This is a genomic window from Gloeotrichia echinulata CP02 (assembly GCA_038087035.1).
Classification (GTDB): Bacteria; Cyanobacteriota; Cyanobacteriia; order Cyanobacteriales; family Nostocaceae; genus Gloeotrichia; species Gloeotrichia echinulata.
The window spans coordinates 2021946-2037311 of record CP051187.1 but is presented as its reverse complement, the minus strand read 5'-3'; the positions used below and the strand labels follow the sequence as shown (position 1 = coordinate 2037311).

The window sequence follows — 15366 nt, the reverse complement described above, 5'->3', positions numbered from 1 at the left end:
CGACAGCCTCAGCCTTCTAAGGTACTCGATCCAGCATTTAATTGCTTGACTTTTGTCCTGATCGAGTATGCCATGCTGTCACAAAGGGTTGAAGAGCATCGTCATCTTGATACTAAGTCAACTTGACTCACGATCAGTTTCATGATCATCAGGATCTTAGTATGGTCTTTCCCATCACACTTCTTCTATAAATTCAAAAGAGGGATTTGAGTTGAACCAACCAAGTAATGGGAGTATTCCCAATGTGCAAATTCTTCAAGATTCAGCCCTGAAATCAATTTTTATCTGAAAAACATAGCCATTTTTTTGGATGACTACACTAAATTTTGAACCGGTTTGAATGGTTGTGTACCTTTAGCCCGTAATTTATTGCACCCCGTCAGGGTATTAACCCCAAGGAAGAGCAATTTTAAAGTTCTGCTAAGGAGGAAGATGATGACTTTTTTCCAGAAAGTTTTCTGAGGGTGAACAGTATCACTGTTCCACCCACAGCCATCGCCATTACTCCATCCGCCGGTTCGGATACTGCTTGTGGATCGCCTTGGGAAACCAAACTAGGGGTTGTTTGGTTATTACTATCGCCAGAACCACCCAAGAACAATAACAAAATCAAAGATGCAAAGTATTCCATGTTAAAAAACTAAGTAATTGTTGGGATGAGTTTAATGTCAAACTACTTACCGTCTTAATTGATTTAAGAGGGTACATAAAAATCATAATTTTTCTAGAGTCTATCTACATAAAATATTCATGTATTTCATACAAAGCTTATGTGAAGTTCCGAAAAAATTAAGTAATTTCAACAACGCTGATGTAAATTATTTCAACACTGTTTAAATGGATAAAAATATCCACTTAAGTAATGACAAAAAATAATGCCAAGTTTATTGTGGTTAGGCGTCTCGCCCACCTTGATTAATGGATCTGTGAGACGCCCAGCCTACAACAACAATTGGCATTTTTTTATTTAAAATTACTTGATTAAAAACCGTAAAATGTAAAAATCATGACACGACAAATATATTTTTTGTCAAAAATGAAAATCAATAAATATAGTGTCTAAGTTTACTTTTGTATTATTAAAAAATCAAGACAATTACTTGAGTTCGTCGATTTTTGAGTGTTGACAGTTTGCAGTCAACACTCAAGAATCAACTGTAAAAAGTTGCAATTGAGTATTTTTTATTTGGAGAAGACTTGAGTGCTTCTTACCAAAAATAATGTATATATAAGGCTACTATTTTATTTTTGAAATACAAGTAGCGGCGCCACTGCATTAGAGGGGTTAAGAGGCTTAAAGAAAGTTAAGTTGGGTATTGCCCACCAAACCCTGGATGTGGTGGGTAATGCCGAGCCTACAGATACTTATATTCTTTCAAAAAAAACCGAATTTCTATATCAAATCAGTACTATTATTATTTATATTAATTAAGTACAAAGCAATACCTTTAAGATACTGCGGATACCATTATCCAGCAATCTTTGCGTTTAAGAAAAGCTTGATTGTAGAGTTGGCGATTAATTTCTCAGCAGAGTAGTAGTCCAGCAAAAATATATGCTTAGTTGGTTTAAATTTGAACTCATGGGTCAAAGAAAAAATTTATTATCACTTTCTTCTTAATCTTAACTTAGGCAAATAGCTGACTAAAACCTACAATAGACAGTTAAATAATTGGCACGGTGATTAGTCCAAACCCCAGTCCCCGGACCCCAGTCCCAAAAACTCCGCTCCGTGGGTGGAGTTCTCTATTCCAGCTTTGTTTGTTCATTTTGGAGGATTTCTGTGGCTTTTTGGGCAGACAGGGGGCGATAGAACAGGAAACCCTGTACATCCTCGCAGTGAATAGATTTCAAGAATTCCAATTCCTCTGGCTTTTCTACGCCTTCTGCGGTCAGCCGCATCCCCAAACTTTGCCCTAAGGTAACAATGGCTTTGATAATATGAGCTACTTTGCTATTACTTGTCAATTCTTGGATGAAAGACCTGTCAATTTTCAGATGCTGGAGAGGTAACATTTGTAAGCGGGAGAGGGAAGAATGACCAGTCCCAAAGTCATCAATCGAGAGGTAAATCCCCATTTTCTTGAGATCCTGCAACACATTTGTGGTGAATCCTAGATCCTCAATGGCGGTGCTTTCTGTAATTTCTAACTCTAAATACTTTGGATCTAGCCCCGTCTGTTCTAAAATACTCTTCAAAGTTTCCACTAATTGTGGTTGGCGAAACTGCTTGAGAGAGAGATTTACAGCGATAGTCACTGGAGGAAATCCAGCATCTTGCCAAGCTTTATTCTGGCTACAGGCGGTGCGTAATACCCATTCTCCAATCGCCACAATTAATCCAGTTTCCTCGGCCAGGGGTATAAAAACTGTGGGGGCTACCAGTCCCATTTCCGGGTGTTGCCAGCGCAACAGTGCTTCCATCCCAGTAATTTCCCCAGAGATGATGTTAATCCGAGGCTGGTAGTACAACTTTAATTCTTCCCGTTCTAGGGCATAGCGTAAGCTTTTTTCTAAAGTCAGAATTTCTGGAGTTTTGGGACTGAGGGAAGAGGTGTAGAACTGGAAGTTATTCCTACCGGCGTCCTTGGCGTAATATAAAGCGGCATCCGCGTGCTGGATGAGGGTTTCGACATCAGGAGTGATATCACTGAGTAGAGCTATGCCTAGACTAGCACTTATATAAAGTTCATGCCCTTCGAGATAGAAAGGATCTTCTAAATTTTTGAGCATTCTCCAAGCCACCTGAGTAACTTCGTCAACATGATTGACTTGGGGTAGTAGGATCGTAAACTCATCACCGCCCCAACGGGCAACGGTGTCTCCTTCTCTGAGAGCATCTCTCAATCTGAGGGCGACACTTTGCAATAATTTATCTCCTAAGCTGTGCCCTAGAGTGTCATTAATGACTTTGAAACGATCCAAGTCGAGGAACATCACAGCCAAACTTTCCCCATTCCGAACGGCGTTAGGTAAGGCTTTACCCAGCAACTCGTAAAATAGTAGGCGATTAGGTAATCCGGTGAGTAGGTCATGAAGAGCTTGATAGCGAATTTTTTTCTCAACTTGCTGACGCTGCCAAGCACCATTGATACTGGCTGCCATTGTTAAGATGGTGGATTCTTCATGCCTTGACCAGCGACGTTCCTCTGAACAGTCTGCTAAACCTAAATAACCCCAAAAAGTATCTTCTAAGCACAGTGGTACGAGGAAGAGAGATTGAATACCGTCTTGGGTGAGGAGTTGTTGTTCTGCAAGGGGAAATTCTCGGGTGAGTCCACTAATGCACTCGCCACTAGAGAGGGCTGTATACCAACGGGCTAATCCAGAAGACTCATAAGGCTGATTGTGCCAGTGGCGACGGGAAAGTTCAAAGTTTGAACGTGACCATTCCAACCACAAATTCATCGTTATTTCCCCTGTGGTAGGGTTTATATGGTTCTTAAACAGATAGGCGCGATCCGCCTCGGCTGCTTCACCCAGAACCGCTAGAGCTTTCTCGATGCCCTTCTCGTAGTTCATTTCTGTCAGCAAGTAATTTGCCGCTTCGGCGACTGCTTGTAGTAGGCGATCGCGCTGGTGCAGTTCTGCGACGGCTTGCTTTTGGGCTGTAATATCCCTAACAATGAAAGTTCTAATTAAATCACTTTCAGGAAGGTAATGAATCGATTGTTCAAAAACTTCATTGCCAACTTCCACTTCCCGAACAAAAGAATTTGCTTGTCGATTCTCAATTGCAGATAGTAGTCCGGCTAATATGGGGTGCTGCTTCCCAATTTCCCGCAGTTTGGGAAACTTGAGAGCAGCCGCTGGATTGAGATAAATCACTGTTCCCTCTATATCGATTTCGATAATCGGATTAGGTATGAGTTCTGGGAAGGATGCTAGGCGAGCTAGGGCGCTTTCACTTGCTCCTTCAATGATAGGATCGGCGGCTACTAGAGTTTCAAAAGAATTGACAGAATTTGCTTGCTGTGATAGGAAACCAGACAGGTCTTCAACTTCAAATGATTGAGAAAATATTTGTTCGTCAAGGTTGGAAATAGCATAGTATTTAGCATAGACCTGATGATTGCCAAAGTTAATTACATCTCCATTCTGGAGGTTGTGATAATAGCATCTATTACCATTAACAAATAAGCCATTAGTACTTTTTTTGCCCTTGAAGTTACCGTCAATAATCCGAAAACCATATCGCTCAGTCTCTGGAAGCGTTACCCGCAATAAAATGGTATGTTGTCTCGATACTGATCGGGAATGCAGTACAATAGCATTACTCAAATCCCGTCCGACAGAATAAGTAGCCTCTTGAAGGGGGATAGTTCGCTCTCCTTGCTGGTCTTGAACAACCAACAGGTGGCGTATTTTTTCCCGCTCATTATCTGGCATACTTTTTCCTCATGTTCTCATCTATTTGGGTCTTTGTTTGAAAAATGCTACTCCCATAATTCCTGACTTTAAGCTTTGATTTTCTCTTGATTAGGGGAAGGGTCAGGGAATCCTTCGGTGGGGGACACTGCGGTTTGTATAGCCGGGAGTTTTAGTCGTGAGGGCTAGGTGCAAAATTTAAGTTTTTCCACTGGAAATCATAGCTATAATTTCAAATTACGAACAAAATTGGCAACTTTTGGCCTTTCGGACACTGTTATCGACTTTTTTGTCTTCAATCTCTACGATAGAATCAAATGCCTGATATGTTACATGGTATATTTGCGGATTTTTTTTTTCTGTTTGCGTAAAGAACAAGCAAGTAAAACGCGGATAAAAAAATCAATCCCTATAAGACTAGAGATGTTTTTTTATTATTTATTGATAAATTTATTTTTTTATTCCCAAAAAATATTTATTCTCATAAAATTTGGTTTTATCCGTGTGAACAAGAGAATAAATAAATTATGGGTAAAGTACTATAACAAACCTCCAGACGGTTCTGACTGGGGTAAGTAATTATCAGCGTCTCAATTGTCGATAGGAATAACTCCGACGCTGTAGGAACGCAGAACTTCTAGAGGAATTTATTTTTGATTTTTTTACCTTGCCTAATAGGAAACCACTATAATTAATGAATTTAAAATGAGAATAAATCAGTCGTTGATTTAAGTAAAAACCCTTTCTTTAAAAAGGATTGTAAAGTAAATAAAAATACAGTCCGTTTTCTTGCCAGGTGCCTGGACTAGAGTTAACAGACACTAAAGGAATTCCCCAGTCAAGACGAGCCGTGAAGCGATCGCCCTGTGTCCAGCGTAAACCAAGACCAACCGACGCCAAGGTATTAGGATTAGGGTCTGGATTATCTCGTGGGTTATTATTCCAGGCGACGCCAACATCAACAAAGGGGGTAAGCTTTAACATGCTATTTATCTGGGGTAAGCGGAGAATAGGTATTTGCAGTTCCGCAGATGCAACAGCGCCGTTATCGGTCAGCAGGAAATCTTGACGGTAGCCACGCACGTTGTCCAGACCACCTAAGCCTAACTGTTCTAAAGGGAGAAGCCTTGTGGATGCCAGTTGAGTATTTGCACGGAGTAACAGCAAGGTATCAGGAGCCAAGAGACGTACCCACTGGGCTTGCCCCTGCCACGAGAAAAAGCGGCTATCGGGAACGTTTTCATTAATTGTCGCATTAAATGCACCTACACCCACGTTGAATTGCGATCGCAGGCCGATAACTTGGCGGCTGTTGCGAGTGGTCCATTCTTGAAAAAAGCGCAATGCAGATATGCGCGTGCTTCCATTTTGATCAGATCCTAGTGCGGGAAAAGGTCCGGCGATATAAGAAGCTTCACTTTCGCGACGAGAAGCCGTCAAGCCCAGGGCAAATTCTTGGGTGGGAGTTTGCAATAATGGCTGGCGGTATGTCAGTTCGTAGTATTGGGAAGTCGATTGGATATCTAAAATGTTGAAAGGACGTTCAATAACTCTGCTTGATGTAGTACCAAAGTTGAAGGAGAGGGTCCCATTATGAGGATTGAGGGGCAATGTGTAGGCGGCATCAAAGATATTGCTACCATCAGTATTAGTGTAAGCTAAACTCAGACCGTCGCCAATTCCCAGTAAATTGGCTTCACTCAATTCTAATCGGCGGCGGAAGCTACCAACACTAGGCGATCGCCCATTATCCAAAATTGCTTGGATACTAAAAGATTTTGCCTCTTTGATCTCGACTTGTAACACACTCGCCCCCGGACGCGACCCGGCTGACAATTCAGCAGAGAGATTTTGAATCAAAGGATTGATTTGTAACAGTTGCAAGGCCTCTAGTAGACGTTCTCGATTTAGAGGCGCTGAGGTGGCTATTGCTAGGCGACTACGCACATAATTGGGATTCAGTCGCTGAGTACCAGTTATCTGGATGTCTTCCAATTTACCTTCAATAACCTGAATTGTGATCACACCAGATTTAATCGTTTGGGCTGGAATATAAGCACCAGAGGTAATGTAACCTTTTTTGATGTATAAGTTGGTGATTTCAGAACGAGCCTGAAAAACTTCCGCCAGGGAGATCGGCGTGTTGGTAAATTTGGCAGTAACTTCGGCTAACTCTTTGGGAGTGAAGACTGTGCTGCCAATAATATTAAACTTTTCTACGACGATAGTTTCTGGTAGTTTCTCAGGAAGCGGCTGTTCAGGTATGGAAGGATTAGTCCTGGGGAATAGTTCTGATGGTGGAGGTAGTGGCTGTAGCGGTTTGGGTGAAGGAAGAGTTGGTTGAGGTGGTTGGACATCCTGTGGCGGTGGGAGTTGTTGATTGGGTATTTGTGCAGGATTAATAGCCTGTGCATTCACGGTGCTAGGACTGATGCTGGCGACTAAGACAAATATACTCACATCTAAACAGGAGAAAGCGAGCTTTTGAGGATATTGATGATTCATGACACTGATTTGACTTTTACCAGGAACTATCGCACTTAGCAGTAATTGCTTTGGTAGGGATAATCATAAAACCTCACGGTATGCGGGAAACTCAGTGGCTTTAGCCCTGAGAGGGAAGCGACACGAGCGACTTTAGTCGTTTTGAATATTTTTTCATTACCGCCTTGGAGTTAGGAAATTCGGGGTACTTTTGTGATGTACTTTCAACGGGACAATTACCGATTCAAATTTCCCAACTCTGTACGCATAATGTGTTGCTCCGAGGAGCCTCCCTTTCGGGGTAATGTTAGCTTCGACCAGTTATCAGAGCTTGTTAGGCTTGCAACACTGTTTCAGTGACCTTAGAACTGTTTAATCACAAGCGACAGGGCAGGGAACTAGCTACGCATTCCAGGGTGTCGTGACTCAAATAACGGCTACCATAAGACTACGCTCAGGGTGGTCTGGTCAGTACGGCTTGCTTGATTGCTCTTACAAGCCCAGTCCCTTTAGGGCTGGGTTACTGACTACTATTGGCAAAGATTATGCACACCTAAATTTCTACTATAGGCTCTGGTGCGTGGATAATGGTATTTTTGTCAACTGGTATTTCAGTGTCGGCGTTGGTTTTCGTGTCTTTGTGGTTAAAAATGAATGATTTTTAAACCACGAAGGCACGAAGAACACGAAGAAAAGAGACGTTTTTATGGCTTGGCGAATCCCTCGGCTAGATGCGAGAGTACCGGAAATGAATCCTGAGCAGGCGTAGCCAGCGTAACCAGACTAGTGACGGTTGTTCAAAGAATGTGAAAATATCGCCAAAACCCTGATTAGTTTTTTGGTGGTGTAGCCAATGTCTTTCAGGAGTTGTAATGAATAAAAATTGACACAAAACATTTATAGGCTTTGGAGTTTGCCAATCCAAAACACTGACGTGTCGCCACCATACATGAAACTGACCCAAAAGTAGTCCGGCGATGACGCCGATGGGAGAAAAAGACCACAGAACTATTGCCATTAGCACATAAGGCAAGGCACCCAAAATACCATCTAATAGAACTTGGGGATTTAAGGTCAAAATGGCGTAGTGGCGGAAGTCTTTTTTCCAGGTGTGGTGCGTTTTTAGGTGGAGGCTACCAAAAACATGTTCAGGTACGTGGTAAACGAAGGTTGAAAGGAAATCGCCAAAAAACAGTAATAGCCAAGCAACAGCGATAGCCTCAAGCATTTGTACTCCTCAAGCTTAGTAAGAAAACTCCAAAGAAAAAAAATGCATATATCATGCTAGGTATGTAGATGCTACGGTCACTTACTTCGATAGGACAGCAATTGATACAACTGTGGAAGCCACATCTCGAAATTATCTTTTTAACACGCTGCCTAGAAAACCCCTCAAAGTAGTATACTCCGATGTTTCGCATCTATGCATATTTTGGATCTATGCCATAATTCTTTTTGCCCAGAATGTACTGAATTTGGGCAGTTGCGGTTTCATGAATTTATCATCCTTAACGTATTGAATAGCAACTTATAAGAGCCTCCGATTTGGATTTTGGCTCTGGGTTGATGGAATTGGTACATCTAAACCCCAATCAAATTTCATATTTTAGCATAGTGACTTTACAATCTTCTTATTAACGCTTACAGCATTAGCAAAGATTAAGTTAAAATTGGTACAAATTTAGGTTAAGATATTTTTGGGAATTTTTCACACCAGATTTGTGGTTCTTGGCAAAACCCTAGAAACATGTATAAGATTTAGCAAAATTTAAATGCATGAATGATAACCGATGTCAAGTCTAAAATTAAGATCATCAACTTAACACCGAGTAGAAGATCTGAATGCAGGCTTCTCTACGTTAAGTGCGGGACGCTAGGCGTAAGCGGAGCTATACCGCAGGCTTTACGCGGAGCGTGTCGTAGACAGACGCGGACCCAACGCTATCGTCAATTTAAAATCCCCAAGCTATCCCACACTGATTCGAGTGAGTGTGGGATGAATTTTTGTTTAAGCTAAAATCCAAAATTGCTTGATTGTGATGGTTGGTATTATTAAAATTGCCTAAATTTCATAGTACCAAATATCTTCTTCTTTCAGTATAATTCTATGCAAAGAAAGACGCTCAATTAAGCCTTCTTGCTCAAATTGCCCCAGGATGCGAGTGACGGTCACTCGCGTGGAACCAAGCATTTCTGCCAGGTCTTCATGAGTCAGACGCATATCGATTAAACGTCCTTGGTCAACTTCTGAGCCAAATTTTTGAGATAACCATGCCAATAACTTGATCAGCATAGTATCTACTTTTTTATAGCTACGAATCACCATCAATTCTTCAGCCTGTTGGATGTGTGCTAGCAAAGTTTCTGTACGTTGATCCCACACATCTAGAGGTAAGATTGTCGCCTCTACTTTAGTCAGACACTCCATTTGATATGGCTCTAACCTGGATAAAACTTTACCGACAATATCTCCCGAACCCCACAGTCCTAAAGCGACGGTTGTACCATCCTCTAGATAAGTGAAAGTGCGGACAAAACCTGTTTCAATTTTCCAGAGACTATTATTCTGTTCTGGTAAGAATGAGCGCCGTGTAAAAATATTCTGAGTAATTTTACTGTGTTGATTGTGCAAGGGTTTGTATAAAGACATTATTGTATTTAATACTTTTTTCCGATAAACTAACCGTAGTATATAAATATATCAGGTTCTCAGAAGCTATGGGTATTGTAGTTGAGAATATTTCTAAACAATTTGGTTCTTTTTGTGCTGTTGACCAAGTGAGCTTAGAGTTTAAAACTGGCTCATTGGTGGCGCTGTTAGGACCTTCTGGCTCTGGAAAATCAACCTTGCTGCGGATAATTGCTGGGTTAGAAAACCCTGACTCTGGTAGAATCTTGCTAACTGGTGAAGATGCTACCCACAAGTCGGTGCAGGAACGCCATATTGGGTTTGTGTTTCAGCAGTATGCCTTGTTTAAGCACCTGACAGTGTGGGAGAATATTGGTTTTGCTCTCGAACTCCGCAAGGCGCCTAAAAACAGGGTTAAGCAGCGAGCGCAGGAACTTTTGGACTTGGTGCAGTTGCAAGGACTGGGCGATCGCTATCCCTCGCAACTGTCTGGGGGTCAACGCCAACGGGTAGCATTAGCAAGAGCATTAGCAGTTCAGCCACAAATCTTGTTGCTGGATGAACCCTTTGGTGCCTTGGATGCCAAAGTCCGCAAAGAATTACGGATTTGGTTGCGACACCTGCACGAAGGCGTGAATGTGACGACCTTATTTGTTACCCATGACCAGGAAGAAGCAATGGAAGTTGCGGATGAAATTGTGGTCATGAATAAAGGTCGGGTAGAACAAGTAGGTACACCAGCGGAAATTTATGACCATCCAGCAACACCTTTTGTAATGAGCTTTATTGGACCTGTGAATGTGCTATCTGGTAACTCTGGTATCCAATTAGAAAATTCTTCAGTCTCACCATCGGATCAGGTGTTTTTGCGCCCCCATGATATTGTAATTCAAACTCAGGCGGATGATCATGGTACACCTGCGAAAGTGGAACATATTATTCACTTGGGTTGGGAGATTCGGGTGGACTTGCTGTTAAATTTAGGACAGAGAATTAACGCTCTCCTCAGCCGCGAACAGTTCTCTCAACTCGATCTCAAACAAAATCAGCGCGTCTATGTTAAAGCCAAGAATGCCAAGGTGTTTCCTGCTTATGCGTCGATAGGGTAGTGGAAGGAAGGGGAGTTCTTTCCCTTCCCCCATCGCCAAGGAAGAATTGGGAAATATTGATTCTATTTTGTTAGCTAGCTTTCGTTTCATAACCACGCAATAGCTGATCAACCCAATTGTCGTTAAAAACCAATTGATAAATACGATTGTGGACTTTTATATGTTCCTGTCGCTTGACTACTAACCCTGACAATAACAATTCCTTTTCTTCTGAGCTATCAACTGCAACCACCTTTTTCTGATGCCAAATTTTCTGATAGAGTTTGAGTAGCCGAATAGCTTGCCGTTCATTCTTCAGCAAGCGATCACGAATGGTTCTTACAGCGATTTTCAGGTAAATGAACCACATTTTTATATCTCACGCAAAGGCGCAAAGGCGCAAAGGAAGGTTCTTGCGTACTTAACGTGCTAAATTTTTAATTACAGTCGATAACTTTGTTTTAAAATCAAGGCTTACAGGCGCTTATAGCCAAAATTTTAATCATCAGACCTAAAAGGCAGTAAATAATGGCTGTCATCTTATCCCAGCAAGGATTTCAAGCTTATTTTTCAACATATTTAGCACGCTAAGTACGCAAGAACCCTTCGGTTAGGGCATTTTGAGAAAGCAATCAGGCATTTTGCTTGGCTCAAACACCGAAATGAGTAAGCAATCAAGCAAAATGAGAAGTTAATATGCTTGAGAGCCTGCATCAAACACCAAAATGATTGCGTGATCTACCGAAATGAGTAAGCAATCAAGCAAAATGAGAAGTTAATATGCTTGAGAGCCTGCATCAAACACCAAAATGATTGCGTGATCTACCGAAATGAGTAAGCAATCAAGCAAAATGAGTAAGCAATATGTCATTTTGCTTGCTCAAAATACCAAAATGAGAAAGCAAATCAATGGTAGGGTGCTTTATAGCCTATACGGCACCGCCAATGAGAGCAAATATGGTGCTTACCTGCAAAGAAGGCAGCTACAAAATTATATCGCGAGGTGTAGGGGCACGGCATTGCCGTGCCCCTACGGGTGTACTTGTCGGGAAACGCTATAATTTATTTTTCGCTACTCCCTTAATCTCAAGTACCCAAATGTCTGAGAATTAATGAGCAAACATCCGTCGCCTCAATGATATTGGTATCAACTAAATGATTTTGATGAGTGATAAATATCGCTCCTTTATCAGGGTTACTGCTAATACCACCATGAGAACCACGCACTAGAGAAGCATCCAGAGGAATTACCTCCATTAAATAGCGAAAACCCAGTTGTTTTTTCAGTAACGTCAGAGCAATTTTTCCTTGCGGAAACTTCAATTGGGGATCGAGAAAAAGTTCTACAGGATCGTAACCAGGTTTGCGGTGAATATCTACAGTTCTCGAAAAATCAGGGGCTTGATTATCATCTAGCCAGTAGTAATATGTAAACCAAGCATCTGGCTGGGCGATCGCCACTAATTCTCCTGATCTATCATGATTGATATGATAGGCTTGCTGCTCCTGTTTATCTAATACCTCAGCCACCCCTCCAACCCCTTCTAAAAGTGAGCGAACTTGAGAAATATACGCCGGGTCATTAACATATATATGAGCAACTTGGTGATCGGCAACAGCAAATGCTATACTTGCACCAGGATCGAGTAGCTCTCGTCCCAATTCCTCGCGCACAGCAATTAAACCATTTTCCCGGAGTATGCGGTTCAAATGTATAGGTTGGGAAACTGGGGTAATGCCATACTCAGAAAGGACAATTACCTGTGTATTGCGTGCTTCATAATAAGTAATTAAATCCCCACAAACTGCATCAATTTCCTGTAAATCTCCTTGAATTTGCTGTTCATCTAAGCCAAATCGCTGTAAGCAGTAATCCAAGTGCGGGAGATAAACCAGTGAGAGTGTAGGGCTATAGCGTTCTTCAATCCATTTGGCTGAATTTGCAATCCATTGACTAGCAGTAATTGAAGTATTTGGTCCCCAAAAATTGAATAGTGGGAATTGATTAAGATCAGATTGGATTGGCGATCGCACCTCAGCAGGTTTAGTATAAATATCCGGTATTTTTCTACCATCTGCTGGATACATGGGACGCGGTGTAATCGCATAATCCACCGATGAATACATATTGTACCACCAAAATAAGTTGGCACAAGTAAAATTAGGGTCAATAGATTTAGCTATTTCCCAAATTTTAGGAGCCTCTACTAGTTTATTAGATTGTCTCCAGAACTTCACCTCACATTCATCTCGAAAATACCAACCATTACCCACAATTCCATGTTCATTAGGCCATTTTCCTGTTAAATAAGTAGCCTGAACAGAACAAGTCACCGCAGGTAATATCGGTTTAATTGGGACTATTTCCCCTTTAGCCGCCCAAGATGACAAAAACGGCGTGTGTTCACCTAATAAACTGGATGTTAATCCTACGACATTTATAACTACTGTTTTTTGCATATTTTTTTTGTTTTGATTTTTGATTTTTATCCCTGCTTAGAGACCATTTATCAAGTAAATCTTCAGTAGGGTGTGTTACGGCTTTAGCCTAACGCACCGCTAAATAACACGGTGCGTTAGGCGCTCATGTCATATTTTTCGTGACAAATCATATCGAAATATGCGCCTAACACACCCTACAAGAATTTTATTTTTACTTGATAAACAACCTCTTAATTGGTGGCTATTGTTGACAATACCCACTCATATTCTCGCTGAATTGAAGTTAGCAAATCTATTTTCATTTCTGGTGGTAATATATCCCAAGTATAAGTTTCAATTTCTAAATGTTGACAAGCTTGATTTTTTTGCACGAGATTTAAAGCAGTAACAATATCATCTTGCGTAGACTGCAAAAGTTGATAATCACTAATAAAAATGGGAATATGGAAGTGAGTCCGCCATTCTTCAGCTAAAGACTGTTCTAATTGTGGTAATGCAGTAATTAAGTCAGGATAGTGATAAAGTTCACCATCAGGGCGACGTTCTATTACTTGGTGAAGATAGGTGGAATCTGCAAAGGGATGTAATCGCTGAAATATCAAACGACGTTGCTCAATTTCTGTAGGTAAGTTAACTTTAATTGCTGCACTTATTTGAATTTTACCAATTTTTATTCCGGCTGATTGCAACCGAGTAAATACAGATGCTGGGTCTTCATATTCTACCGCAAAATGGCATGTATCATAGCAAATTCTGATATGTTCTAGCAAGTATTTTTCCGCCAATTGCTGGGAAATATTTAATTTATCTGCTAAATCTGTACCAGCGATAGGTAATAAATAATCTTGAAAGAAATCGATTACTTCTGAGGTATTCTCAATTAATCCATCAGGCTCAGGTTCCAAATCCAAATGCAGTAGTTTTCCTGTCGTTTCGTGAATGCGAATCATTTCGGCGACAATTAATGCTATGTGTAGACAGCTTGTTTTGAAAACTATCTCACCAGCTTCTTTATCTTGTTTCCACCAAATTTTATATGATAAAGGTACTGTAGAAATTCCCCCATCAATACCTTCTGGTAATAGAGTTTCTAAAATTTTGAGTAACCGCAGTGTATAATCTACACGTTCTATTTTTGACCAATCTGGTGCATAAACTTCGTCTTTGACAACTTGTCGATGAAATCCGCCATAAGGAAATCCATTTAAGGTAAAAACATATAGATTTTCTTGAATTAACCAGTGTTTAAATTGAGCTAAATTATCACTTTCTAAAAGTTCTCTTGCGGCTAAATCTGCTAATCTCAATCCAATGCCGAAAAGTTCATCGGGTGATAATCTTGATTTGAGAGTGGGAATATACTTTTGTAAATTAGCTAAAACTTCTTTCCAAGTTTCCCCAGGATGAATATTGGTACAATAAGTTAGGTGTAAGTTGCGGTTTCTTGTAATCTTCATATTTTAATTTTAAGTCACAGCGAATAATTTTGCTAATGCCATTGAAAGCGGTAGCAGAATTAAGACTAATAAACCATAATACCAACCAGCGAAACCAGAGGCCATTGTTGCATCCAAGACAATTAGAGATAAGACACCTGCTTTCACCGCAGTTCTGATTTTTTCAGGAATTGGTTCCAGGGCAGCTATGATAAAAACGGGTAAGACTCGAATACTTAATAAAATCGCGAATGGTAATGCTGCTATAGCTGTATAGTCTGTGAACATTCCCAAGGCTAAAACTGCAGTCAGGACGATTAAAATTAATAATACTGCGAGTATTCCTGTAATTTTTTTACCTCCATGAACTTCACCCTGACTAATTGCAGTAATCGCCGCGATATACAAAACAGGAATCAGCGCTAAATACCAACGTTCCCACACCATTCCTGGGATGACGCTTACACCTAATAATAAATTACTGCCACGACACAAACCCATATTTAGAGGGCCAAAAAAGGAATGATGTTTGCTTTGAGCATCATACAACAAAGCCGCAAATGTGATGATGATAGCAATGACTGCACTCAACCACGAAACTTGGGCGGCTGCAGTAATGCCAATACACAATAATATTATTCCCAATATAGTAGCATTTTGACGAGACACGCGATTGCTAGGAATTGCTCTTGTTGGACGTTCTTTAGCATCGAGTTCTGCATCAAAAACATCATTAAAAACTATCCCACCGCCATATAATCCGGTAGTAGCTAATAACAACCAGGCTAAGGGAATCAAGCTGACATAAGTTGCTTCTTTATTAATTAAGTCAGCAATAATTAACCCAGAACCAGAGGCGGCAAAGCCAACCAGAATATCAGCCCAAGCAGTTACAATGTTAGCAGGGCGCATTAATTCT

At 40.9% G+C, this 15366-nt stretch carries 10 protein-coding genes; 1 reads left to right on the top strand and 9 read right to left on the bottom strand.

The annotated features are described in order from the left end of the window. Nucleotides 1-409 precede the first annotated feature (409 nt). The 5 genes from HEQ19_08945 to HEQ19_08925 form a co-directional block, all read right to left on the bottom strand. The gene (locus HEQ19_08945) at nucleotides 410-631 is read right to left on the bottom strand and encodes a hypothetical protein (protein WYL99636.1); all 222 of its coding nucleotides are present in this window, start codon (nucleotides 629-631) and stop codon (nucleotides 410-412) included. A 1115-nt stretch (nucleotides 632-1746) separates the two neighbouring features. Further along, nucleotides 1747-4389: an EAL domain-containing protein gene (locus HEQ19_08940; GenBank protein ID WYL99635.1), complete on the bottom strand. Its 2643-nt coding sequence runs from the start codon at nucleotides 4387-4389 to the stop codon at nucleotides 1747-1749. Nucleotides 4390-5115: 726 nt separating this feature from the next. Beyond that, entirely contained in the window at nucleotides 5116-6873 is a 1758-nt protein-coding gene (locus HEQ19_08935; GenBank protein ID WYL99634.1) for a ShlB/FhaC/HecB family hemolysin secretion/activation protein, read from the bottom strand. Nucleotides 6874-7579: 706 nt separating this feature from the next. Beyond that, entirely contained in the window at nucleotides 7580-8080 is a 501-nt protein-coding gene (locus HEQ19_08930; protein ID WYL99633.1) for a sterol desaturase family protein, read from the bottom strand. Between the two features lie 834 nt (nucleotides 8081-8914). Next, on the bottom strand, nucleotides 8915-9502 hold the full coding sequence (locus HEQ19_08925) for a Crp/Fnr family transcriptional regulator (GenBank protein WYL99632.1): 588 nt from the start codon (nucleotides 9500-9502) through the stop codon (nucleotides 8915-8917). Between the two features lie 68 nt (nucleotides 9503-9570). Between HEQ19_08925 and HEQ19_08920 the strand changes: the two genes are divergently transcribed. Then, complete coding sequence (locus HEQ19_08920) at nucleotides 9571-10590, top strand: TOBE-like domain-containing protein (GenBank protein WYL99631.1); 1020 nt, start codon at nucleotides 9571-9573, stop codon at nucleotides 10588-10590. 70 nt (nucleotides 10591-10660) lie between these two features. Here HEQ19_08920 and HEQ19_08915 read toward each other — a convergent pair whose 3' ends face one another. The 4 genes from HEQ19_08915 to eboC all read right to left on the bottom strand — a co-directional run bounded on the left by HEQ19_08915 (nucleotide 10661) and on the right by eboC (nucleotide 15359). Continuing rightward, nucleotides 10661-10939, bottom strand: a complete 279-nt coding sequence (locus HEQ19_08915; GenBank protein ID WYL99630.1) for a hypothetical protein — start codon at nucleotides 10937-10939, stop codon at nucleotides 10661-10663. A 716-nt stretch (nucleotides 10940-11655) separates the two neighbouring features. Continuing rightward, nucleotides 11656-13029, bottom strand: a complete 1374-nt coding sequence (locus HEQ19_08910) for a nucleotide pyrophosphatase/phosphodiesterase family protein (protein ID WYL99629.1) — start codon at nucleotides 13027-13029, stop codon at nucleotides 11656-11658. Nucleotides 13030-13241: 212 nt separating this feature from the next. After that, entirely contained in the window at nucleotides 13242-14468 is a 1227-nt protein-coding gene (gene eboE, locus HEQ19_08905; protein WYL99628.1) for a metabolite traffic protein EboE, read from the bottom strand. Nucleotides 14469-14477: 9 nt separating this feature from the next. Next, nucleotides 14478-15359: a UbiA-like protein EboC gene (gene eboC / locus HEQ19_08900; protein WYM03323.1), complete on the bottom strand. Its 882-nt coding sequence runs from the start codon at nucleotides 15357-15359 to the stop codon at nucleotides 14478-14480. Nucleotides 15360-15366 lie beyond the last annotated feature (7 nt).